Source organism: Micromonospora sp. CPCC 205739 (assembly GCF_036906795.1).
Taxonomy (GTDB): Bacteria; Actinomycetota; Actinomycetes; order Mycobacteriales; family Micromonosporaceae; genus Micromonospora.
Map to the genome: position 1 here is coordinate 172,016 of NZ_JBAKHS010000012.1, position 22,666 is coordinate 194,681.

A 22,666-nucleotide genomic window follows, 5' to 3' on the forward strand; every position below is an offset into this window, starting at 1 on the left:
GTGCCGCCGAGGACCGGCTCGTCCAACGGCTCAAGGTGCGAGAGCGGGCGGTCCGGGTGTACGGCGGAGGCATCGTGGCCCTACAGGCGGGCATCGCCGCGGTAACCGCCTGGCTGCTGTCGCACGAACTGACCGGCAATCCCAGTCCCGTGTTCGCTCCGCTCGCTGCGGTCGGGACTTTGGCCGTGTCGGTAGGGCAGCGGGTACGGCGGATCGTCGAGCTGGTCGTGGGCGTGGCGCTGGGGGTGCTGGTTGGGGATGCGCTGCTGTCTCTCATAGGCATCGGGCCCTGGCAGCTCGGCCTGGTTGTCGTGATGTCGATCCTCACAGCCTTTGCACTCAGCAGTCGGGCGGCGGTGGTGATCCAGACGGCGAGCACCGCAGTACTGATCACCACATTGAGCCCGCAGGCCCCGAACGTGGAGTTTTCCCGGTTCGTCGACGCGCTGCTCGGCGGTGGTGTCGCACTGGCCACGGCGATCCTCTTGCCGGTCAACCCGTTGAGAGTGGTCAGGCGTGCTGCCGGACCGGCACTGCGAACGCTGGTCGAACAACTGACGGAAACGGCAGCGGCGTTGTGCGAGCGTGATATCGAGCGGGCGATCCGTGCTCGGGACCGACTGCGCGGTAACCAGGAGGAACTCAGGGTATTGCGGGAGGCGGTGGCGGGCGCACGGGAGGTTACCCGGTTGTCTCCGTTGTCATGGCGGCACCGGCACGGCGTGCTCAGTCACTACGCCCGAACCGCCGAACCGTTGGAGCGGGCGATGGGCAACAGCGGGACAATGATCCGTCGAGCCGTCACTGTCATTGAGGACAAGGAGCCGGTCCCGGCGGCAATGATCAACGCGATTCTCGCTCTTGCCGGGACGGTGCGGATACTTCGGGATGAGTTTGCGGCTCGACGTGAGCCGCACGATGCGCGGGCGAAAGCCCTGCACGCCGTTCAACATGCCGGCGCAGCGTACGGGGATGACATTGGTTTCTCCGGGACCGTCGTCCTCGCCCAGATACGCACCACGGCCAGCGACCTGCTCGTCGCGTCCGGTCTCTCTCAGGCGGAAGCCAACAGGCGGGTCCGGTGCGCCTTCGGCAGGCTGCCGGATCCGTCGCAACAAGCCCGGCGAAGCGGGCCTACCGGCAATAGCGCCGATCATCCGCGCCTGACGCCGGATGCGTCGGCCGGGCGGCTGTGATCCGGTAGCCCGCCACCGGCCTGGAGCAGCCCGCCACCGGCGTGGAAAGCAGACCCCGACGCCTGGGCGTCAGGGACTGGGCCTGACCGGGGAGGCCGGGGCGTCGACTTCATCGTCCGGCCGGTGGGTCGGCCGGATGAGGCTCTGGATCCATCGGCTTGCGGAGGCGCTCGACCAGATCGCGCGCCGCCTCGATGTACGGCTCGTCGGACTCGCGGGGCCCGTGTCCCTTGATCGGTGGTGGGACGCTGTCGCTGGGTGGGACGACCACGTCGCTCGGGTCTCGGAGGCGGCGGTCCACCGTTGCCGCGGGGCCGGTGACGGTGAGCGGCTCGTCTTGCCGGTGGGCGGAGAAGACCCATCCGCCGATCGGGTCGGTGTCGCGCCACAGGTTCAACCATCGCCAGCCGACTCGACCACCCACCTCGTGCAGCATGGCGTCGTCGACGTAGGCGGGGAAGAGGCGGGCGTAGAGCCGCCGCAGTGGTGAGCCGTAGGTGAGCAGGGCGACCCGGCCGCTGACGTGGGGCGGCAGTTGGAGAACGGTGGCGGTGACCAGCACGGAGCCGTGGCTGTACCCGGCGATCAGGACGGCGTTGCCGCTTTCGACCAGGTAGGTGATGCGTCGTACCAGCTCCGGCACGGCCCGTTCGGCGTAGCAGGGCGGCGCGAAGGGGTGGGCGGCGCGGGGCCAGAAGGTGGCCAGGTCCCAGAGCACGCCGACGTGGCGCCGGAACCCGGCGGTCCGGTAGGCGAAGATTCCGCCGATGACCAGACTGAGCATGGTCGCCGCGATCAGGTAGCTGCCCACCCCGATGCCGAAGTTGACCAGGCCGGCCGGCACCCCGACATTCCGCTCGATCACGGCGCCCGGATACAGCCCGAGCAGGTCCAGTGCGGCGGTTGCCGCGCCGAGTCCGGCGAGGCAGGCGTAGACCACGCCCAGCGGCATCAGCCATTCGGTGAACCGGGCCCGGACGATCGCCTGCTGCACCTGCCGCAGCCGGGGCGCGGCCTCTGCCGGCGGGTCCGGGAAGTCGCGTGCGACGATCGCCGCCGCCGCGCGGGAGCGATCGCGCCGGGAGATCAGGGTCAGCACGCCGGCGACGAGCAGCGTGATCAGCGCCGCCCGGAAGAAGCCGTAGATCGCCCAGGTGTACGCAGCTGGTGAGCGGGGGACCAGGTCTTGTGGGGCTGATGCGGTGCGGTCCAGGTAGTCGGCCACCCGGTGGACGAGTTCGGCGGAGAACGCCACCGCGAGACCCGCGGCCGCGGTCGCGGTCGCCAGCGCGCCCAGCCCGAGGAGCGGCGGGTGACCCGGCTGCCGGTCCGGGCGCCACAGCAGCGCGAAGGCCAGGGCGGCCAGCAGCCCGGCATGAGCGACGAACAGCCAGGTGAGGGTCGAACCGTAGCCGGGCAGGCCACCCCCCTCCTGCCAGCGCGTGGGGCTGGTCAGGACGTGGGCGCAGACCGCGACGGTGAGACCGACGGCGATCGTCCGCAGCAGGCGGGCGGCACCGTCGAGTCGCCGGTTCGCGGGGGCCCGGTCGATCAGCGGGGGAGTGCAGAGCAGGGCCACACAGGTGGCCAGGAGGCCTCCCGTTGCCACCGCCAACACGACGGTGATGGCTGAGGCGCCCTGTGCGGCCCGAGCGGCGAGCAGGCTGCCGTCCAGTGTCGCGAACGCCGTAGCGATGTGGATCGAGCGCAGCCGTCCCACCAGTGGCTCGGCGTCCCACTGGCCGACCGTGCTGAGCGGGTGCCCGGACACCGTGCGGTCCGGCGCGCGGAACGCCGTGAACGACCGTCCCGGGCGCGTGCTGACCCACCAGATCACGCCGATGGCGGCGGCCGGCACCAGCGTCAGCACCGCCAGCCGCAACCCGGTGGGACGTTCACCCAGCCAGGACAGCCAGCTACGACCAGTCAGACAGGCCGAGGAGGACATGCACTGCCAGGCGATCAGGTCCAGCGCGACGCCGACGGCGGCAAGCACGTAGAGGGCGGTCAGGGTGAGGCCCAGCACCCGGCACAGGGACCTGACCACCGCGTCGGAGGCCGCGTTTCCCGGGCGCATCCAGATCGCCACGTTGAGCAGCAGGAACGGCAGCAGGAACAGCAGCGACAGGGTCCGAACCACGGTGCCGGAGGGCAGGTCACTCCACCGGTACGCCTCCAGGGTCACCCCGCCCGGGCCGCTGACCTTCGCGCAGCAGCCGGGTTGTGGCCGGTAGAAGCCCGCGCTGCGATCCCCCGCGACCTGCTGCACGTGCGGTCGGCCCAACACCTGGTTCGCACCTGCGGCGGCGATCCCGTGCACGCGCAACTCCACCACGTCGTTCGGCGTCGCCGGCCCGCTCACCCCCGCTGGTTCATCCGACATCGACCCTCCGAGACATCTCGGCAGTCCCACCGCAGGTGGCGGGCTGAGGATGGTCTCGCCAGCCGAGTGGAAGGCGGGTCTACCCCACCCGACCGGCTCTAACCCTGGGAGGCGGGACCAGTGCCCCCCGGCACGACCACCGGGCCCGCCGATGCCACGCGGTCAGCGACGGGCAACCCCGGCGCCTGCCTCGCCACCGGTGCGCCGCGCAGCCACAACGCCAGACCGAGCGACGACGTCGACCGGCGAGACGACGACCACCTTGACGGACGTGGCCGTCGACGCGAGGTCGACGGCCACGTCCACCCGGTCGTTCCGCGTCCGGCGCTGAGCACTCCGTAGCGGCCGGGGTTGCGGCGGGGAGGCGTTCCGAACGTGGAACGCCTCCCCGACACGTCAGCGGATCACTCGATCGCGTACGTCGGTCAGCGAGTCTTCCGCTGCGTCCCGATGGTGGGCTGGGTGGTGTCGCCGATGACGGATTGGGCGGTGGTGGTGTCGGTCCACCCCAGCCGGTGCACGGCACGGATCTGCAGGGTGTGCGCGCCGGGCGTGACCGTGACCGTGGCGGAGCGGGCGGTGCCCGCCGTGGTGGCCACCACCTTCCCGTCCACCAGCACCTCGAACCTGTTGATGAGGTGACTCGCCGTGCCCACCGACCAGGAGGCGGAGAAGGTGCCCCGGGTGTGGTAGGTGGTGCCGGACCTGCGGCCGGTGAGGCCGGCGAGTGCCAGCCCGGAAACCTTGGCCGCCCTGGTCCGGATTCCGCTCAGCTGGGCGTAGAGCGAGTCGCCCGGACACTCCGTCGCCACCGCGTCGCGGTGACCGGAGATGCGGTTCATCACCACGGACTCACCCTGGTCGTACTTGCCGTCGACCGCGGACACCAGGGTCACCTTGCCGTACGGGTCGTTGCCGTACTGGCCGAGCTTGTACGCCGCGACGTGCGCGACGGCGTCCTGGACGACGGTCGGCGCGCCGGAGGTGATGTACGTCCCGAGCACGGCGATCGCGGCGGTGTTCGTGTTGAAGCCGTAGGTGTGCGCCCCGGTCACCGGCTTGTCGATGCCGCCCTTGCGGCCCTCGAAGACCACGCCGCACTTGTCGACCAGGAAGTTGTAGCCGATGTCGTTCCAGCCGTTGCTCTTGACGTGGTAGACCTCGATGCTGCGGACGATGGCGGCCGAGTCGCTGCAGCTGTAGGTGTTGGTGCCGGCGGTGTGGTGCACGAAGAACGCATTGACCGCGGTTCCGTACGTCGGGGGGCTCAGCACGATCGACTCGTCGGCCTTCCACCCCGCGCGGGTGACCACCTTCGGTGCGTGGATCGGGTTGGGGGGCGTGCTGGGGCTGGGCGACGCGGTGGGTGCATTGGTGGTGGGCGCCGGCGCGGAGGTGGTGGTCGGCGCGGGCGCGGTGGTGTCGGTCGGCGCTGGGGCGGTGGTTTCGGCCGGCGCCGTCGTGGTGTCGGTGGGCGCGGGCGCAGTTGTCGTGGTGTCGGTCGGCGCCGGCTCGGTCGTCGTGGCGTCGGTCGGCGCCGGGTCGGTGGAGGTGGGTTCCAGCGCCTGCACCTCGGCGACCGGCTGGAGGCGCTGTGGGCGGAGCTGCGGGGCACCGGCCGCGGTGGCCTTGCGGCGCTTCGGCTGGCCCGGGTCGACAAGCTCCAGGCGCAGTCCGGCGGGCAGCCGGTCGCTGCCGCGGCCGCCAGCGGTCTTGGCGCGTACCTCGACCGCGTCGGAGGGACCGACCCACAGCGGGTCGGTGCTGCCGCGCGCCTTGCCGGAGGTCGCTTCGGCACCGGGCTCCGGGCCGAAGTGGTTGTGCACCTCCAGCGGCAGCCAGCCGGACCAGCCGCCGCCGACGGCCCGAGTCCGGACGGAAATGGTGCCCTCGAAGTCGATCTTCGGGTTCGCCCAGGTCACCCCGACCATGGCGAAGCGGTCGGTCTCCCGTTGCGCGATGGCCACCTCTCGGTCGTCGGCGGCCGGGAAGTCCACGGTGTGCAGCGCCGTGGTGACCGGCCCGTCCGCGGCTGCCCACTCGGCCCCGTGCTCGCCGAGGCCGACCACGACCAGGCCGGCCGTTCCGGCCACGGCGGTGGCCACCAGCGCGGCCCCGATGCCGGCCGTCCGGCGGCTCCAGCGGATCCCCGTCAATCTCACAGCTGAGTCCCTCCGTAATGATCTTCCGGAGGGCTCAGCGCAACCAAGGCCCGGGGCGTTACTTGCTCAAGCCGATGCGGTGCGGTGCCGCTGACGCTGAGGCGGCCCCAAGTGGAAGTTCGCCAGGTGGGTGGGGCCCTTGGCAGTCACCGCAGCCCGGTCACCGCGGCGTAGGCGGAGGTGACGAAGGGGCAGCCCGGCGGCCACGTGCCAGCGTCAGTCCACCGAGGATCGTGGCGATCAGTCCCACGACCAGGGCCACGTAGGCCCCGCCTCGCCCGTTGCCGGTGCCGATGCCGCTGTCGGAGGTGGCCACGACCAGCCCGCCGAGGGCCATGCCGATCAGTCCCGCCGCCAGGGCCGTGGTCGCTCCGAGTCGTCCGTTACCGGTGCCGATGCGACTGCGGGAGCGCGCCAGGGACAGCCCGCCGATGATCACGCCGGTCAGCCCCAGCACGGCGGCCAGCGATGCCCCGAGTCGCCCGGCGCTCATGGTGTAGACACCGGCGGCGGCCGGCTGGGCCGAGACGTGCGCGGCCGCCGGTGCGGCAGGTCCGATCCCCCCGAGCAGGGCGGCTGCGCCGGCGGCAAGCGCCAGTCGGACCGACTTCCCGGTTGCTGACGAACTCATGTCCATCCCCTCCGTCGTGCGTCTCGTTTCCGAGGTTCGATGTCGCCTGATCATCTCGCCGGGCGCACCGCCGGTCGTCCCGCAGCCGCAGGCACTTCGGGCTGCTGCAGGTGGCGCATCCGGCTGCTGCGGACGCCGCAGGCACCGGGGTGCTACTGCGTGTGCGGTAGGCGGCTGCTCGTCAGTGAGGAGGAGTCGCCCGCGGCAAGCTCCGGATAATGTGCGGCGATGTACACAGGACGGTCCGACGTTCCGACCGGTGTCCGAGAGTGGGCGGTCGCCGTTGGCGTGGCGGCGACGCTGCTGGTCGTCGGGCTGTCCGGGAACCGCTCCGCCACGGATGCCGACCTGCTCGGGTACGGGCTGCTGGTGGCCGGTGGCCTCGCGCTGGCCGCGTGCCGCCGGGCTCCGGTTCCCGTCCTGGCCGTCACCGGGCTGTGCGCGGTGGGTTACCAGGCGATCGGTTTTGACGTGCCCGCCGTCGCGTTCCTGATCGCGGTGTACGGCGCCGTGCGGGCGGGGCACCGTCTGGTCACGGTCGTGGCGGCGGTGATGATGCTGGCCGCTCTGCCGCTCGCGGCCCTCGCCCTGCCACAGGACATGTCCGTGGGCGAGGCGCTCACCCGGGCCCGGGGTGCCCTCGAGTTGGCATGGCTCATCGCTGCCGGTGCCGCTGGTGAAGCGCTGCGGCAGGCCGAGCGGCGCGCGGACGAAGCGGAGCGCACCCGGGAGGAGGCCGCGCTGCGCCGCGCCAACGAGGAGCGGCTGCACATCGCGCGGGAGTTGCACGACTCGCTCACCCACCAGATCTCGGTCATCAAGGTGCAGGCCGGAGTCGCCGTCCACCTGGCCCGCAAGCGGGGAGAACGGGTGCCCGAAGCCCTGCTGGCGATCCAGGAGGCCGGTCGTGAGGCGGCCCGGGAACTACGGGCGACCCTGGAGGCGCTGCGTGACGACGGTGAGGCTCCGCGGCATGGGCTCGCCCATGTCCCGGAACTGGTGGAACGGGCCCGCATGACCGGCCTGCACACGACGTTGACGATCGAAGGACAGCAGCGTGACGTGCCGGCCGCCGTGGACCGGACCGCCTACCGGATCGTCCAGGAGTCGCTCACCAACATCGCCCGTCACGCCTCCGCCGCCACGGCGTCTGTCGTGATCGACTACCGTCCGCACCGCCTGGCCATCCGAGTCGACGACGACGGCACGGCCACGCCGGACACCGGCGCGATCCCCGGCGTCGGGCTGCTCGGGATGCGCGAACGAGTCACCGCCCTCGGCGGTCGGCTGCGCGCGGAACCACGCCACGAGGGCGGATTCACCGTCCGAGCGGAGCTCCCCGTGGATCGAACATCATGATCCGTCTCCTGCTGGTCGACGACCAGCCGCTGCTTCGCAGCGGATTCCGCGCCCTCCTCGACGCCGAGGACGACATGGAGGTGGTGGCCGAGGCCGCTGACGGGAAGGAGGGTCTGGCGCTCGCCAAGGAACACCTGCCCGACGTCGCGCTCATCGACATCCAGATGCCGGTCATGGACGGCATCGAGGCGACCCGGCGCATCGCGGCGGACCCGACCCTGGCCCGCGTGCACGTCGTCGTGCTGACCAACTACGGCTTGGACGAATACGTCTTCGATGCGCTGCGGGCCGGCGCCGCCGGGTTCCTCGTCAAGGACATCGAGCCGGCGGACTTCCTGCACGCCGTACGGGTCGCCGCGCGCGGCGACGCCCTGCTCGCACCGTCGATCACCCGTAAGCTGATCGACCGGTACGTCACCGAGCCGCTCCGCATGACTGCCGACACGGTCCTGAAGGAGCTGACCAACCGCGAACGCGAGGCCGTCACCCTGGTCGCGCAGGGCCTGTCCAACGACGAGATCGCCGACCGCCTGGTGATCAGCCCGCTGACCGCGAAGACCCACATCAACCGGGCCATGGCCAAGCTCCATGCGCGTGACCGCGCCCAACTCGTGGTTCTCGCCTACGAATCCGGCCTGGTCGCCCCACGCAACCGCTGACCTCGGCGCGCCGCGCGCCGCAGCCTGTTCTTTGGCGGCGGGGTCGCGCAGCCTCTTCCGCGATGCCGCGCCACCGGGCAGGGTGGGGGTCGTCATGCGAACTTGACCAAGGTTCAGTTCGACTCCTTCGCTTGAGAGTGCGGTGACATGAAGCATCGGTCCTGGTGGGGATGGGGACGGGCGGACCAGGCGTTGTCCGACGCGGAGTGCGCCGCGCTGGCCGCTCAGCTTCCGGGGCTGCCGGCGGAACCGCTGCCCGCGCCGGACCTGACCCGGCTCACCCTCGCGCCCCCGCGCATCACCCCACCAGCCGCCCAGGCTCACCGCTTCTCCGCCGCACCGACGGACCGTGCCGCGCACACCTACGGCAAGGCCTACCGGGACGTCGTCCGCGCCCTGTACGGCGACCTGACCGGCGCACCCGACCTGGTGGCATATCCGCGCACCGAGGCGGAGATCGTGGACGTGCTCGACTGGGCGGGAAGCAGTGGGGTGGCCGTCGTCCCGTACGGCGCGGGCAGTTCGGTGGTCGGCGGCGTGGAGTACCGCCCCGGCGGGACCAGCGCCGACCATCGCGGAGTCGTGTCCCTGGACCTCACCGCGATGGACCGCGTCCTGGAGGTGGACCCGGTCAGCCGCGCCGCCCGTATCCAAGCCGGCGCGCGGGGTCCGGTGCTCGAGGATCAGCTGCGCCCGCACGGGCTGACGCTGCGGTTCTTTCCGCAGAGCTTCGAGTACTCCACTCTCGGCGGCTGGCTGGCCACCCGAGCCGGCGGGCACTATGCCACGCTGTACACCCACATCGATGACCTGGTGGAGTCGATGCGCGTGGTGACGCCGGTCGGGGTCGGGGAGTCCTGGCGACTGCCCGGCTCGGGGGCGGGCCCCTCCCCGGACCGCCTCTTCCTCGGCTCCGAGGGCACTCTCGGGGTGATCACCGAGGCGTGGATGCGGCTGCAGGACAGGCCGTGCCACAAGGCGTCGGCGACCGTGGCCTTCGATGACGTCACCGCAGCCATGGAGGCCGTACGGGCGATCGCCCAGTCCGGTCTGCACCCGGCCAACTGCCGGCTCCTCGACCCCGGCGAAGCCTTCCTGTCCGGCGCCGCACGCAACGGCGCGGCGGTACTCGTGGTGGGTGTGGAGTCCGCCCACCACCCCGTCGACTCGCAGCTCGCCCAGCTCCTCACGATCGCCCGTGACCACGGCGGCAAGCCCCGCAGCGCCGGCGACGCGGGCGACGGGATGGACCGCGCCGCCGAGGCCTGGCGCTCGTCCTTCCTGCGCATGCCGTACGTCCGCGACGGGCTGGCCCGGATGAGCGCGATCGTCGAGACGTTCGAGACGGCCTGCACCTGGGACCGCGCCGCCGAGCTGTACGAGACCGTGCGGGCGGACGTCGGAGCGGCCATCGAGAAGGTCACCGGGGCACCCGGCATCGTCAACTGCCGGTTCTCGCACGTCTACCCGGACGGTCCCGCGCCCTACTTCACGGTCATCGCGGCCGGGCGGCGCGGGCAGGAGCTGGCCATGTGGGACGACATCAAGGTCGCTGCCATGGAAACCCTCACCCGGCTGAACGCCACCGTGACGCATCACCACGCCGTGGGCCGGGATCACCGGCCCGGTTACGACCGGCAGCGCCCGGAACCGTTCGCGATCGCGTTGCGCGCGGCCAAGGCGGCGCTCGATCCGCACAACGTGCTGAACCCCGGCGTCCTCGTCGGCTGAGCACACCGACATCTGCACCAGCACCGTCCCGGTCAGCACCCGGCCCGGCCGGTCAGACTGGCGGCGGTCACCCGGGCGAACGCCTCTGGGTTGTCGAGCATGACGTTGTGCCCGGCGTTCGGCACCGTCAGCACTCTCACCCCGGCGGCGGTGAGGCCGTCCGGGTCCCGGACCGGGGAGCCCTGCTCGCCCTTGATGAACGTGCGGGGGATCGGTAGGCGCACCAGCATGTGCCGCATGGTGGGTCGGGTCGCCGCGACCAGATGCGCCGCGCTGCGTTGCAGGCCGACCGGATCGGCGAGCCGCATGGTGGCGGCCCACTGCGGTCCGACCCGGTCGAGGGTTTCGGCACGACCGCCGGCCAGGAACTCGGCCTCGGTGTACGTGTTGATGCCGCTGCCGCCCGCCTTCGGTGCCGGGCTCGGCTCCAGGTTGGCCTCGACCAGCACCAGCCGGCCGACGAGGTCGGGCCGCTGGTCGGCGAGCACGATCGCCACCCCGCCGCCCATGCTGTGCGCCACCACATCCGCCGCTCGGACCCCCGCGCTGTCCAGGGCCGCGGCGAGGGTGGCGGCGTGCTCCTCCAGCGTGTAGCCGAAGTCGACCGGTCGATCGCTCAGCCCGTGGCCGAGCAGGTCGACGAAGAGTGACCGGTGCCCGGCCAGGTCGGGGTGGGTGGCCACCGGGACGAAGTACGGCGCGGACATGGCCCCCAAACCGTGCAGGTACACCCCGACCGGCTCGCCGCCGGACACCTCCACCCACCGCATCCGAGCCCCGCCCGGACCCACCGTCGCGTCACGCATCCGCCGGACGACACCTCCGCGCGCAATATCTCGGCCTGTGGGGACAGCGGAACGGGCCTACCCCGCGTACATCTCCTCGAACCTGCCGTGCGGTGGCGTGCTGGACGCCGTACCTCCCGTCAGGTGGCGCGGCGGCAGCGGTCGGCCAAGTCTCGGATCGCGGCGACCAGTTCGGGCGGGTCGGTCACCGTGAAGTCGACGCCGACCGAGGTGACCATCCACGCCAGGTCCTCAGCTGAGTCGGCGCCGAGATGCAGCAGGCAGTTTTCGTCATCGACCGGCTCCACTGCGCCCATCCCCGGCCACACCAGGCCGGCCACTCGCTCGGCGGAGCGGTGCAGGACCACGGTCGCCCGTACCCGCCACGGCCCGGTGGACAGCTGCCGCGCCAGGTACGCGGCCACGTCGCCGTCCGGTGGTTCCCGGGGTGCGAAGCGCGGGCCGGTCGGCGTGCGGGTGCGCAGCCGGTCGACCCGGAAGCTGCGCCAGTCGTCCCGGGTGGTGTCCCACGCGACGAGGTACCAGTGCCGGCCCCAGTTGACCACGGTGTGCGGCTCGACGTCGCGTACCGTCGCCGTCCCGTCGTGGCCGGTGTAGTCGAACCGCAGCCGCTCGCGCCGGCCGACCGACTCGGAGATCGCGAGCAGGACGTCCGGGTCCACCCGGGGGCCGTCGGCGCCGACCCGGACGGTCGCTTGCCCGAGCGCGCGGACCCGGTGCCGCAGCCGCGACGGCAGCACCTGGTGGAGCTTGCCCAGAGCGCGCAGCGACGTCTCCTCGATGCCGGCCACCGAGCTGGCCGTGGCGGTACGCAGCCCGATGGCAACCGCGACGGCCTCGTCATCGTCGAGCAACAACGGCGGCAGGGCAGCCCCGGCCCCCAGCCGGTAGCCAGGATTGCCCTGGGTGGCGTGCACCGGGTAGCCCAGCTCACGCAGCCGGTTCACGTCCCGCCGGACGGTGCGCGGGGTCACGCCGAGCCGGTCGGCCAGCTCCGCGCCGGACCAGTGCCGGTGGGTCTGCAGCAGCGACAACAGCTTCAACAAGCGGGCCGACGTGACCATGCCACCAGCCTGCCAGGTCGGTGCGGACAGGTACTGACCTAACCGGCACCTAGCGTGCCCGTCATGACAGATGTGAAGTCCGAGATTCGCGCCTTTCGCGTCGACGTTCCTCAACCGCAGCTGGATGACCTGGCCGCGCGGCTGGCGAACACCCGCTGGCCGGTGCTGCCCGAGCTCGGGTGGGACCGCGGCGTGCCCGTGACGCGACTGCGCGAGCTGGCCGAGTACTGGCGTACCGGTTTCGACTGGCGGGTCCACGAGGCGGCGCTGAACGCCTTCCCTCAGTACTCGACCGAGATCGACGGCCAGCCGATCCACTTCCTGCATGTCCGCTCACCGGAGCCGGACGCGACCCCGCTGGTGCTGCTGCACGGGTGGCCGAGTTCCGTGCTGGAGTTCCGCGACGTCATCGCACCGCTGGCCGACCCACGGGCGCACGGCGGCGACCCGGCGGACGCGTTCCACCTGGTCGTGCCGTCCCTGCCGGGGTTCGGGTTCTCCACGCCACTTGCCGGGCCGGGTTGGGGGAGCGAGGCGATGGCTGCGGCCCTGGTACGCCTCATGGCCCGGCTCGGCTACCGGCGCTACGGGGTGCAGGGTGGGGACACCGGCGCGTACGTCGCCCCGGCGATGGGCCGGCAGAACCCGGATGGCGTGCTCGGTGTCCACGTCAACGCGCTGCTCACCTTCCCCACCGGCGCGGACGGCGAGATGGACGGGCTCACCGATGTCGAGCGACAGCGGTTGGCGGCGATGGACCGCTACAACGATGGCTACCTCCAGATCCAGGCCAAGTCGCCGTACACCCTGGCGTACGGGCTGACCGACTCGCCGACCGCGCAGCTCGCCTGGATCGCGGAGCTGTACCACCGGCTGACCGACCACCCCGCCGACGTCGATTTCGGCGTCGACCGAGACACGTTGCTCACCACCGCGACGCTGTACTGGCTGACCGGCTCGGGTGGATCATCCGCCCAGGTCTACTACGAGGACATCACCGCTGCGGACTGGAGCACCGTCACCGACAGTTGGCCGACCGACGGCGGGACTACCGACGACACCGGGGCCGGGGCCGGGGATTGGGCGGTGTCCACCCGCGGCGCCGTACCCACCGGAGTCCTCGTCTCGGCCGCGAAGGACGTCACGGTCCGCCGATTCGCCGAACGTGACCACCATGTCGTCCACTGGTCGGAGTACGACCGGGGTGGGCACTTCTTCGCCGCCGAACAGCCCACGCTCTTCACCGACGACCTGCGGGACTTCTTCCGGAAGATCAGCTGAGGTGGGCGCTCCACCGCGTCGTCCTACTGGCCTTTACATCGACGTACTTGCATCTCTCTATGGACTGCGTGTATGAAGGGTCAAAGGCACGTCCGGATGCTGGTTCCGGGGGAGGAGCGACGATGAAACATGCCCTGCGCCGCCTACGAACGGCGGCGGTCGCGCTCGGCGCCTGCACACTTGGGCTGAGCCTGCTGTCAGTACCCGCCGCCGAGGCGTACTCGGTGCAACCTCTCGCACCGCACTCCGAGCGGGCACCCGAATCGGATCAGTTCTCGGCCGAGGGCGTCACCACGGTCGGTGAACTCCGCACCGTCGACGGCTCCCTGTCCTACGCCCGGGGCGGCCGGACGCAGGTCATTCGGCACCCCGGCGCGGCCTACGTCAAGGTGCACTTCAGTTCACTGCGACTGGCCCACGGCGACTACGTCACCGTGTCGAGCCCCGACGGCGTGGAGAGCTACCGATACGACCGCTACCTGAACCGGGCGACCGGCTCGGACTACACCGTCGACGGGCAGCCGGGGTTCTGGGCGATGTCGGTGGAGGGTGACACCGCGGTGGTGACGCTGCACAGCAGCCGCTCCTCCCGTGGCAGCGCCGCCACCATCGACCGGTTCTGGCGCGGCTACGACCGCACGGAGATCACGCAGCACAACTTCTCCACGCAGTCCGTCTGCAGCACCGACGCGCGCCGCGATGTGGTCTGCTACCAGAGCAGCCACCCCAGTGAGTACGCCCGCGGCAACGCGGTGGCGCGGCTGCTGATCAGCGGCGGTGGGCTCTGCACCACCTGGCGGGTCGGCAACACCAACCGCATGCTGACCAACAAGCACTGCTTCTCGACGCAGTCCGCGGTGAGCGGCAGCGAGATGCAGTTCAACTACCAGTGCGCCACCTGCGGCGGCGCGAACCCCGGCCCCGGCACCAAGGTGAGCGGCGCCACCCTCTACAAGGTGAGCTCCGGCGGCTCCGGCGAGCTGGACTACACCCTGTACTCGGTGAACAACTTCACCAGCATCCAAAGCTTCGGCACGCTGTACCTGGCGACGACCGCCACCAGCACCGGCACGCGGATGTACATCCCGGGGCACGGCGACGGTAGCCCGAAGCGACTGTCGATCTACGAGAACACCCAGGGTGGCACGACGTGCACCGTGCGGAACGCGAACTACAACACCTGGAACATCAGCTACAGCTGTGACACCTCCGGCGGCAACTCGGGCTCGCCGGTGCTGAACGCCAGCCACCGGGTGATCGCCCTGCACCATCTCGGCGGCTGCCCGTCGAACCAAGGGGCGAAGGCGCACCTGATCTACAACGAGATCGCCGGCCTGATCGACAACGGCTGACGACTGCTGACGACGACGGGCCGTTGGGGCGCGAGCCGTGCCCCAGCGGCCCATCGGCATGCTCTACGAGTCGCAGGCGGGCAGGTCCACCGGCGCCGTCGACAGATTGACAGCGCATAGACGTACTGATATCTGTTAATAAGGTTATCTGATGCGTCACGACGGTAACCGGGACCGTCCGACGCGGCGCAGGCCACCAACCGGAGGGCGGTAGCACCGCACCCCCATCCGAGGAGAGCCCATGCTTCGCAAGCGGACAGTCGCCCACCTCTCAGCGGCTCTGCTGGTATCCACCGCGACAGTCGGCTACGGCCTCTCGTCGGCCAGCGCCGCGTCGGCCGGGCCGATCACCGGCCTCGGGGGGAAGTGCGTCGACGTGGCCGGCGCCAACCCGGCCAACGGCACGCCGGTCCAGCTCTGGGACTGCAACGGCACCGCGGCCCAGGCATGGACGGTCGGCAACACCGACGGCTCGGTCCGCGCGCTCGGCAAGTGCCTGGACGTCACCGCCGCGTCGACCGCCGACGGCGCCAAGGTGCAGCTGTACGAGTGCAACGGCACCGGCGCCCAGAAGTGGACCGCCAGCAACGGCGCGCTGGTCAACACCGGCTCGGGCAAGTGCCTCGACGCCACGGGCTGGAGCACGGCCAACGGCACCCGGTTGCAGATCTGGAGCTGCTCCGGCAACGCCAACCAGCGGTGGGTCCTGCCCGGCGGCGGTGCCACGCCCAGCCCGACCGCCCCGGCCGGCACCCCTCTCGACGACCCGGCGAAGAAGGACGTCGCCATGCAGCTCGTCTCGGCGGCGGAGAACTCCTCGCTCGACTGGCGCGCGCAGTTCTCCTACATCGAGGACATCGGCGACGGGCGGGGCTACACCGCCGGCATCATCGGATTCTGCTCCGGCACGGGCGACATGCTCGAACTGGTGGAGGCCTACACGAGGACCAAGCCGGGCAACGTGCTGGCGGGGTACCTGCCGGCCCTGCGCGCCGTCAACGGCAGTGACTCGCACGCCGGCCTCGACCCGAACTTCCCCCGCGACTGGCGGACCGCCGCGGCCGACCCGGTGTTCCGCGCCGCGCAGGAGGCCGAGCGGGACCGGGTGTACTTCAACCCGTCGGTACGCGACGGCAAGGCCGACGGGGTACGGGCGCTCGGGCAGTTCGCCTACTACGACGCGGCGGTGATGCACGGCTATGAGGGCATGCGGTGGATCCGCAGCCGTGCCCTCGCGCGGGCCAAGCCGCCGGCCCAGGGCGGCGACGAGCGGACCTGGCTGAACGCCTTCCTCGATGAGCGGGTCGTCGAGATGAGGAAGGAGCCGGCTCACTCGGACACCTCCCGCGTCGACACGGCCCAGCGGGTCTTCCTCAACAACGGCAACTTCAACCTGAACACGCCGCTGGTCTTCGCCGTCTACGGCGACCAGTACCGCATCGGCTGACGCCCGCCCCGGCCGCGACTCCGAAGCGACGCCGGCTGTGCCGCTCCGACGCGCGGCACAGCCGGCCCGCGCGGCGTCAGCGGGGGTACGCGCCGCGCGGCCGGTGCGGGGTCGCTGGGCGAATCAGGGCGCGATACCGAACGGACCCATGCTGCCGTAGTCCAGCCGGAGGGCCTCGGCCATTGCCCAAGCGTTCGGCAGGGTGAACAGGTCGGCGCCGCCCAGACGCTGGTTCCAACGCGGGACGAGTTCATCGGCGGCCTGGGCGGCCACGGCGTCGAGGTACGCCTTGAAGACGGCCCAGACGTTGGTGGCGTCGACCGGGGCCATGATCTTCTGCAGGTCGACAGAGGAGAGCGCTGCCTCGGTGGTGGAGCGTGGGTCGTCGCCCCGGCGAACCCCCTGCGCGGCCTGACCTCCGACTCCGACTACCTGAAGCAGCTGCTCGCCACGGAGCCCGGCCCGGTCGTACTCGTCGGCCACTCCTACGGCGGAGCGGTGATCACCAACGCCGCGGTGGGCAACCCCGACGTCAAGGCGCTGGTGTACGTCGCGGCCTTCGCCCCCGACGCCGGGGAAACCGCCCTCGGCCTGTCCAGCCAGTTCCCCGGCAGCACGCTCGGTGACGCCCTGGCTCCGCCGGTCCCGCTGGGCGACGGCAGCCACGATCTCTACATCAGGCAGGACGCGTTCCACCGCCAGTTCGCCGCCGATCTCCCGCCCGCCGAGGCCGCCCTCGCCGCCGCCACCCAGCGCCCGATCCGCGACGCCGCTCTCGGCGAGGGCTCCGGCGCGCCCGCCTGGAAGTCGATCCCGTCCTGGTTCGTGCTCGCCGGAGCCGACAACAACATCCCCGTCGCCGCCCAGCAGTTCATGGCCGACCGGGCCGGTTCCCGCCACACCATCCAGGTCAGGAACGCATCGCACTCCGTCGCCGTCTCACACCCCGACGTCATCGCCAACCTCGTCACCGAGGCCACCGCGGGCAACTGACGCCCACCTGGGACCTGCCATGCACCCCCCGCCATCCCGCCACCGGCGGCACAGCAGAGGGTGTGTGCCGTTCCTGCGTCCCCTCGCCGGGGAAGCCGTCGCGCCCTGCCGCGGGCCGGGTCAGGGTGCCCCGACCACCGACCTGACGGTCTCCACGTAGTCGTGGAAGCGCTGCGTCCGTTGCCCCGACTCTCTGGTCGCCCGCGACAGATCGCCGCCGGGAAAGAACGACCTGCGCAGGGCTTGAGACAGCTCCAGCTGCACCCCGGCGCCTCGCCGGTTCTTGTTGCAGATGTTGCGGGGGTTGGTTCCGGATATCTCCCTCGAACCTGACGTGACCGTGAACCCGCTGTTGGCCAGCGCGGTCGCGATTGCTCGTGCAAGGTCGCTGTCCATGCCCCCGACGGCGGTCTCGGCTTCGTCGGCAGGGCCGGTGTAGCCGTGGAAGGAGATGGTGTTGTCTGCTCCTCCGACCACGGCCAGGCATTGCGGATCGTCGAAGTCGACCGAGGTGATGTGCAGATCGGAGTTGTGTCGGGATCTGATGCCGGCGAACACGTAGGTGGCCATCAGTCCGTCGCCTACGGCCAGCGCCAGTTCTCCGCTGCCCTCTTCGATGCTGCCGCCGTGGATCGCGACGGCTGCCCACGACGTCGACGGCAGGTCGAGCACCGTCCGGGTGTAGTCCACGCCCTCCTCCTCGACGGCGGCCAGCTCGGCGTAGGAGTCGTACCGGTCACCCACCACTACCCCCGGTTCAAGATGCCGGCCCTGTCGAGGATGTCGGGACACCGCCACCCGATCCGATGGCGTCGGCCGGAGCTGCCGATCGTGCCTCGCGACGGTCCGCTCACCGTTCGCAGCCTAATCCGACGCCGACCCATCGGGCCTCGACAACGCCCCAGTCGTCCGAGCCCGCGCGGGGCCAGGACCAGGACGGCGGGCGATCCGTTGCCGATCCCGGCCGGTCCGAACGGCCGCTCAGCGCAGCCGGCGGATGTCGCCGTACGCCCGGTAGAACCCACCTCGGCCGGACTCGCGGACCTCGGTCACCAGGTAGCGGGCGCCCGGCTCGCGGATGCCCTTGGGGAACTGCACCGACCAGTCGCGCCGGTAGCCGTCGGAAACCACCTGGACCCGCAGCCGCCCCCGATCGTCCAGGCACTGCACGACGACGCCCGCGCCGGCGTCGCTGGTCACCTCGAGCACCGTCGGCTCCACGGTCCGCGGTGCCTGGCGGGGCGCCTTGACGTCCCGCACCTGCGGCACGTCGCCGACCTGGGCCGCCCGGATGGCCGGCTCGCTGGCGTCGATGCAGGCCAGATGGCCGCCGGTGGTGACGACGTAGAGCCGATCGTCGTGGTACTGCATGGAGTACGCCGAGCCGCAGCCGGTGCCGAGCTTCCACAGCCGGGTGCCCGCCGCGTCGAAGCAGTAGATCGAGGACTGGCTGTCGCCGGCGAAGACGTACCGGCCGCCCTCCGCGGTGGCGCAGGAGAAGACCGGGGCGTCGCACCGGTAGCTGCGTTCCACCCGGCCGTCCTTGGCCAGCCGCACCACCTCGCGGGTGCTCGTCCCGGCGAACACGCTGCCGCGCTCCTGCCACCCGAACAGCACCGAGCCGGTCCTGGTGTGCCAGAGCTCGCCGCCGGTACGCCAGTCGTAGCCGGTCACCCCCTGCGAATGGCCGTGGTAGAGCGCGTCGGTGTCGCAGCGCACCATCCAGGCGGAGCGGCCCCGACCGGGCCGGCGCCAGAGGAACTCGTCCTCGTGGTCGATGGCGGCGATCCCGCCGTCGGCGTCCGAGACGCCCAGGACGCCGTCGTGGATGTCCAGCCAGTAGATGTCGATCTCCGGGGCGATCGCGTACGCCACCCGGGGCACCTTGCCGGAGAGGTCGTAGACGTTGCCGTCGTCGCAGCCGGCGTAGATCCAGGCGTCGTCGGCGACGATGCACTTCACCCCGTCGGGGAGGCGGACCTGGCTCCGCACCTGGGCGTCGTGGCCGAGGGTGGTGATCACCCCGTGCTCGTTGCCCACCATGCAGTGCTGCCCGTCCACGAAGATGCCGAAGGCGGGAGCGCCGGAGTCGTAGCGCCAGAGCACCGGGGCGGTGCGGGCGGTGGAGCGGGTGCTGACGATCTGGCGCCGGGAGACGCTGCGCTTCTGCCTGACGCCGGGCACCGCCGGGGCGTACCCCTTGCGGATCTTCTCCCCGATCTTCTTCGCCGCGGCCGCCCGGGCCCGCGCGTTGTCCGGGTAGGCGCTTGCCTTGACCTGGCCCTGGTCGCCGATCCGGCCGTAGCGCACGGTCAGGGTGGCGTCCTCGACGACGACCTCGTAGAACTTGTGCGTACCGTCCACTTCGGACAGTTCGAGGTAGGTCGTCTCCTGCGACATGGGGGCCTCCGAGGGGTCAGCGACCGGCCCGACGTGGCCGGCGCGGCGACAGTGAGCACACGCTAACCACCGCCACCGACAAGATCGGTTGGGAGCGTGGTAGACATTCCGCGTGGTGGAGGTGAGCCAGCCCGGCGAGCGCGGCGTCGACGACGCGGTCCTGGACGCTGCCCGGGACTGCGTCCTCGCCTACGGGGTGCGTCGCACGACGCTGACGGACGTGGCGCGCCGTGCCGGGGTCTCGCGGATGACGGTCTACCGGCGCTGGCCGGACGTGCAGTCGCTGATCGGGGACCTGATGAGCCGGGAGTGGCATCAGGTGCTGATGGAGGCCGCGGACGACGGGAACGCGGGCTCGGCCCGGTCCCGCCTGGTCTCGCGGGTGGTGTCGGCGGCCCGGGTGCTGCGGGGTCACCCGCTGCTGTGCAAGATCCGTGACGTCGATCCCGAGGTGCTGCTGCCGTACCTGCTCGACCGGCGCGGCAACGGCCAGGACGAGATGCTGCAATTTCTCGTGGCGGCGCTGGTCGACGGTCACGAGGACGGCTCGATCCGCGCCGACGACGCCGAGGTGCTGGCCCGCATGGTCTACCTGACCACGCAGTCCTTCGTGCTGTCCCTCCGCACGGTCGCCGACGACGTGCCGGTCGCCGAGTTCGACCGCGAGCTGGCCCGCCTGGTCGACGGCTACCTGCGGCCGGAATAGGTCGGTGTCGAAAGCCGCTCGCGGTGCCATCGGCGGGGTGGCGATGACCGGCTTCGACCAATGCCCTAGCCGCAGATGATCCGCAGTGCGCGGGGGCGGAGCTCGACGTGCATCCGGTCGCCCCGGCCGACCGGGTCGCCGTCGCCGTACGCGACCACCGGCCGGTCGGCGCGTACCGTGACCGAGCTGCCGCGGTAGGACGTGACCTGCCGGCGTCCGAGGTGCCCGCCGGCGCGCATCTGCCGCAACACGACCGGGAACAGCAGCTTCGGCGCGTGCCGGATCACGACGACGTCCAGCGCGCCGTCGTCGGGCCGCGCCGTCGGGGCGATGTGCAGCCCGCGGCCGTAGTACCCGCAGTTGGCCACCACCACCGTGTAGGCGTGCAGTTCCTCCGTCCGGCCGTCGACGGTGATCGTGTACCGGGTCCGCGGCCAGCGCAGCAGCGCTCGCAGCCCGGTGGTGGGATACACCAGCGACGCGGGCAGGCGCGACCGGTTGGCCAGTTCGTTGGCGGCCGCGTCGACGCCCGTGTAGACGCTGCCGACGACCGTCTGCCCGGCGACGCGGAGCACGTCGAGGTGCCGGGGCGGGCCGTGCAGCAGCAGGTCGGCGACGGCGTCGGGGGAGTGTGGCAACCGCAACTGGCGGGCGAAGTCGTTGCCGCGCCCGGCCGGGATGACGCCGAGCAGGCCGCCGAGGTCGGCGACCACGCCGGCGAGCACCCGGATGGTGCCGTCACCGCCGGCGGCGACGACCACCTCGTCGTCCCGCACCGCGGCGGCGGCGCGGTGGCGGGCCTGCTCGACGGTCTGCGTGTACTCCACCCGGATCCGCGCGCCGGCGGCGCGGAGCTGGTGGGCCACCGGCATCACGCGGGACAGTCCTCGGCGCGCGGCCGGCCCGAGGATCACGGTGAAGGCGCGCACCTACGGCACCAGGATGCCGGGGTTGAGGATGCCGGCCGGGTCCAGGTGCTGCTTGACCGCCCGGAGCAGGTCCACGGCGACGTCTCCGATCTCGGCGGCGTACCAGGTGCGGTGGTCCGCGCCGACTCCGTGGTGGTGGCTGATCGTGGCGCCGGTGGCGGCGATCGCCTCGCTGGCCGCCGCCTTCGCCGTCCGCCAGCGGCCGATCGGGTCCGATCCGGGCGAGCAGATCACCGTGAAGTACAGCGAGGCGCCGGTCTCGTAGACGTGGGAGACGTGGCCCAGCACCAGCGCCCCGTCGGGCAGCGCGTCGAGGATCGCCTGGCGGACCCGGCCGTGCACCTCCGGCAGCGCCGACCAGTACGCCGCGGTCTCCAGCGTCTCCGCGAACGCCCCGGCGTCCAACAGCGCGTCCCGCAGGTAGGGGGCGTCGAAGCGGTGCCGTGCCCACTGTTGCCCGGCCTCCTCACCCAGCGGCACCCCGCCGTGCGCGGCCAGCACATCGGCGGCGGCCTCGACGGTGGGCAGGACTTCCGCGCCCTCGTACCCGGCAACCAGGAGGCAGCCTCCCTCCGAGCGTCCGGAGCCGGCCGCCCCGATCATGGTCTCGATCTCGTCGGAGAGCCGCAGCAGCGTGGGTCGCGGTCCGTCCTGCGCCAGCCGCCGTACCGCGTGCAGGCCGTCGGTGAACGACTCGAACCGCCAGCCCTCGTAATGTGACCGCGCGGGCAGCGGACGTACCCGCACGGTGACGTCGGTGATGACGCCGAGCGTGCCCTCGCTGCCCAGGAAGAGCTGTCGCAGGTCGGGACCGGCGGCCGAGGCGGGAGCCCGGCCCACCCGGACGGTGCCCCGGGGCGTGGCGACGGTCAACCCCATCACCATGTCGTCGAAGCGGCCGTAGCCGGCCGACGCCTGGCCGGACGAGCGGGTGGCGGCGAATCCGCCGATGGTGGCGTACTCGTAGGACTGGGGGACGTGGCCGAGGGTGAATCCGTGCTCGGCGAGCAGCTCGGTGGCCTGCGGGGCGCGCAGCCCCGCCTGCAGGGTGGCGGTCCGGGACACCGGGTCGACGGCGAGAACCTGGTTCAGCCGGCCCAGGTCGAGGACGACGTGCCGAGGCGCGGAGGGGGTCAGCCCACCCACCACCGAGGTGCCGCCACCGAAGGGGACCACGGCCACCCCGAGCCGGGAGCAGAGGTCGAGGACGGAGACCACCTGGCGGTGGTCGGCCGGGCGGATCACCGCCTGCGGGGCCACGCGCACGTCACCGTGTCGCTCCCGCAGCAGGTCCGGCGTCGACATTCCGGAGGCGTGGCGTACCCGGACCTCCTGGGTGGTGATCACGTGCCCGTCGCCGACCACCTGCCGCAGCGCGTCGAGGACCGCGCCGTCCAGCTCGCAGTCCGGCACCGCAACCGCCGCCAGTGCCACGACCGACGGCGGGGGCGTCAGGTCGAGCACCTGCGCCAGCAGGCGCGACGCGGAGTCCGGCAGCTGCACGTCCTTCGCGGTTCCCCAGCGGGCCCAGCCGGCGGTCGACGCTTCCCCTCGTACATCCATGTGT

The 22,666-nt window shown here is 71.7% G+C and carries 19 protein-coding genes; 9 read left to right on the top strand and 10 right to left on the bottom strand.

Annotated elements, in window-relative coordinates; genetic code table 11:
* Window positions 1-74: 74 nt before the first annotated feature.
* Window positions 75-1,196: an FUSC family protein gene (locus tag V6U88_RS19480; protein ID WP_334454928.1), complete on the top strand. Its 1,122-nt coding sequence runs from the start codon at window positions 75-77 to the stop codon at window positions 1,194-1,196.
* Between the two features lie 109 nt (window positions 1,197-1,305).
* Here V6U88_RS19480 and V6U88_RS19485 read toward each other — a convergent pair whose 3' ends face one another.
* The 3 genes from V6U88_RS19485 to V6U88_RS19495 form a co-directional block, all read right to left on the bottom strand.
* Window positions 1,306-3,579, bottom strand: coding sequence for a hypothetical protein (locus V6U88_RS19485; protein ID WP_334454930.1), 2,274 nt, complete (start codon window positions 3,577-3,579; stop codon window positions 1,306-1,308).
* Between the two features lie 425 nt (window positions 3,580-4,004).
* Window positions 4,005-5,741 (bottom strand): N-acetylmuramoyl-L-alanine amidase, encoded by a 1,737-nt coding sequence (locus V6U88_RS19490; protein WP_334454932.1) that lies wholly within the window; start codon window positions 5,739-5,741, stop codon window positions 4,005-4,007.
* Between the two features lie 160 nt (window positions 5,742-5,901).
* Window positions 5,902-6,372 carry a DUF6223 family protein gene (locus V6U88_RS19495; RefSeq protein ID WP_334454933.1) on the bottom strand — a complete coding sequence of 157 codons (471 nt, stop codon included), beginning with the start codon at window positions 6,370-6,372 and terminating at the stop codon, window positions 5,902-5,904.
* Between the two features lie 228 nt (window positions 6,373-6,600).
* Here V6U88_RS19495 and V6U88_RS19500 point away from each other — a divergent pair, with 228 nt between their 5' ends.
* From V6U88_RS19500 to V6U88_RS19510, 3 genes are all read left to right on the top strand, one after another.
* Complete coding sequence (locus V6U88_RS19500; protein WP_334454935.1) at window positions 6,601-7,731, top strand: sensor histidine kinase; 1,131 nt, start codon at window positions 6,601-6,603, stop codon at window positions 7,729-7,731.
* A complete protein-coding gene (locus V6U88_RS19505) occupies window positions 7,728-8,390 on the top strand; it encodes a response regulator transcription factor (protein ID WP_334454938.1) in 663 nt (220 codons plus the stop codon). The genes V6U88_RS19500 and V6U88_RS19505 overlap by 4 nt, the downstream gene beginning before the upstream one ends.
* 147 nt (window positions 8,391-8,537) lie before the next feature.
* Window positions 8,538-10,121 (top strand): FAD-binding oxidoreductase, encoded by a 1,584-nt coding sequence (locus V6U88_RS19510; protein ID WP_334454940.1) that lies wholly within the window; start codon window positions 8,538-8,540, stop codon window positions 10,119-10,121.
* 32 nt (window positions 10,122-10,153) lie between these two features.
* Here V6U88_RS19510 and V6U88_RS19515 read toward each other — a convergent pair whose 3' ends face one another.
* Both V6U88_RS19515 and V6U88_RS19520 read right to left on the bottom strand, forming a co-directional pair.
* The gene (locus V6U88_RS19515) at window positions 10,154-10,927 is read right to left on the bottom strand and encodes an alpha/beta fold hydrolase (RefSeq protein ID WP_334454943.1); all 774 of its coding nucleotides are present in this window, start codon (window positions 10,925-10,927) and stop codon (window positions 10,154-10,156) included.
* Window positions 10,928-11,046: 119 nt separating this feature from the next.
* Window positions 11,047-11,991 carry a helix-turn-helix transcriptional regulator gene (locus V6U88_RS19520; RefSeq protein WP_334454946.1) on the bottom strand — a complete coding sequence of 315 codons (945 nt, stop codon included), beginning with the start codon at window positions 11,989-11,991 and terminating at the stop codon, window positions 11,047-11,049.
* A 63-nt stretch (window positions 11,992-12,054) separates the two neighbouring features.
* On the opposite strand from V6U88_RS19520, the gene V6U88_RS19525 reads away from it, so the two are divergent.
* The 3 genes from V6U88_RS19525 to V6U88_RS19535 all read left to right on the top strand — a co-directional run bounded on the left by V6U88_RS19525 (window position 12,055) and on the right by V6U88_RS19535 (window position 16,071).
* Entirely contained in the window at window positions 12,055-13,272 is a 1,218-nt protein-coding gene (locus V6U88_RS19525) for an epoxide hydrolase family protein (protein WP_334454948.1), read from the top strand.
* A gap of 122 nt (window positions 13,273-13,394) precedes the next feature.
* On the top strand, window positions 13,395-14,624 hold the full coding sequence (locus tag V6U88_RS19530; protein ID WP_334454951.1) for a trypsin-like serine peptidase: 1,230 nt from the start codon (window positions 13,395-13,397) through the stop codon (window positions 14,622-14,624).
* Window positions 14,625-14,865: 241 nt separating this feature from the next.
* Complete coding sequence (locus V6U88_RS19535; protein ID WP_334454954.1) at window positions 14,866-16,071, top strand: chitosanase; 1,206 nt, start codon at window positions 14,866-14,868, stop codon at window positions 16,069-16,071.
* Window positions 16,072-16,194: 123 nt separating this feature from the next.
* On the opposite strand, the gene V6U88_RS19540 is transcribed toward V6U88_RS19535, so the two are convergent.
* Window positions 16,195-16,554 (bottom strand): hypothetical protein, encoded by a 360-nt coding sequence (locus V6U88_RS19540; RefSeq protein ID WP_334454957.1) that lies wholly within the window; start codon window positions 16,552-16,554, stop codon window positions 16,195-16,197.
* Here V6U88_RS19540 and V6U88_RS19545 point away from each other — a divergent pair.
* On the top strand, window positions 16,513-17,064 hold the full coding sequence (locus V6U88_RS19545) for an alpha/beta hydrolase (protein WP_334455009.1): 552 nt from the start codon (window positions 16,513-16,515) through the stop codon (window positions 17,062-17,064). The genes V6U88_RS19540 and V6U88_RS19545 overlap by 42 nt on opposite strands.
* Before the next feature lie 120 nt (window positions 17,065-17,184).
* Here the strand turns inward: V6U88_RS19545 and V6U88_RS19550 are convergent, their stop codons facing one another.
* Entirely contained in the window at window positions 17,185-17,862 is a 678-nt protein-coding gene (locus V6U88_RS19550) for a poly-gamma-glutamate hydrolase family protein (protein WP_334454959.1), read from the bottom strand.
* A gap of 183 nt (window positions 17,863-18,045) precedes the next feature.
* Complete coding sequence (locus V6U88_RS19555; protein ID WP_334454961.1) at window positions 18,046-19,464, bottom strand: WGR domain-containing protein; 1,419 nt, start codon at window positions 19,462-19,464, stop codon at window positions 18,046-18,048.
* Between the two features lie 112 nt (window positions 19,465-19,576).
* On the opposite strand from V6U88_RS19555, the gene V6U88_RS19560 reads away from it, so the two are divergent.
* Window positions 19,577-20,170, top strand: a complete 594-nt coding sequence (locus V6U88_RS19560; protein WP_334454962.1) for a TetR/AcrR family transcriptional regulator — start codon at window positions 19,577-19,579, stop codon at window positions 20,168-20,170.
* A 65-nt stretch (window positions 20,171-20,235) separates the two neighbouring features.
* Here V6U88_RS19560 and V6U88_RS19565 read toward each other — a convergent pair whose 3' ends face one another.
* Entirely contained in the window at window positions 20,236-21,099 is an 864-nt protein-coding gene (locus V6U88_RS19565) for a diacylglycerol/lipid kinase family protein (RefSeq protein ID WP_334454964.1), read from the bottom strand.
* Window positions 21,100-22,662, bottom strand: coding sequence for an FAD-binding oxidoreductase (locus V6U88_RS19570; protein ID WP_334454965.1), 1,563 nt, complete (start codon window positions 22,660-22,662; stop codon window positions 21,100-21,102).
* Between the last annotated feature and the right edge of the window lie 4 nt (window positions 22,663-22,666).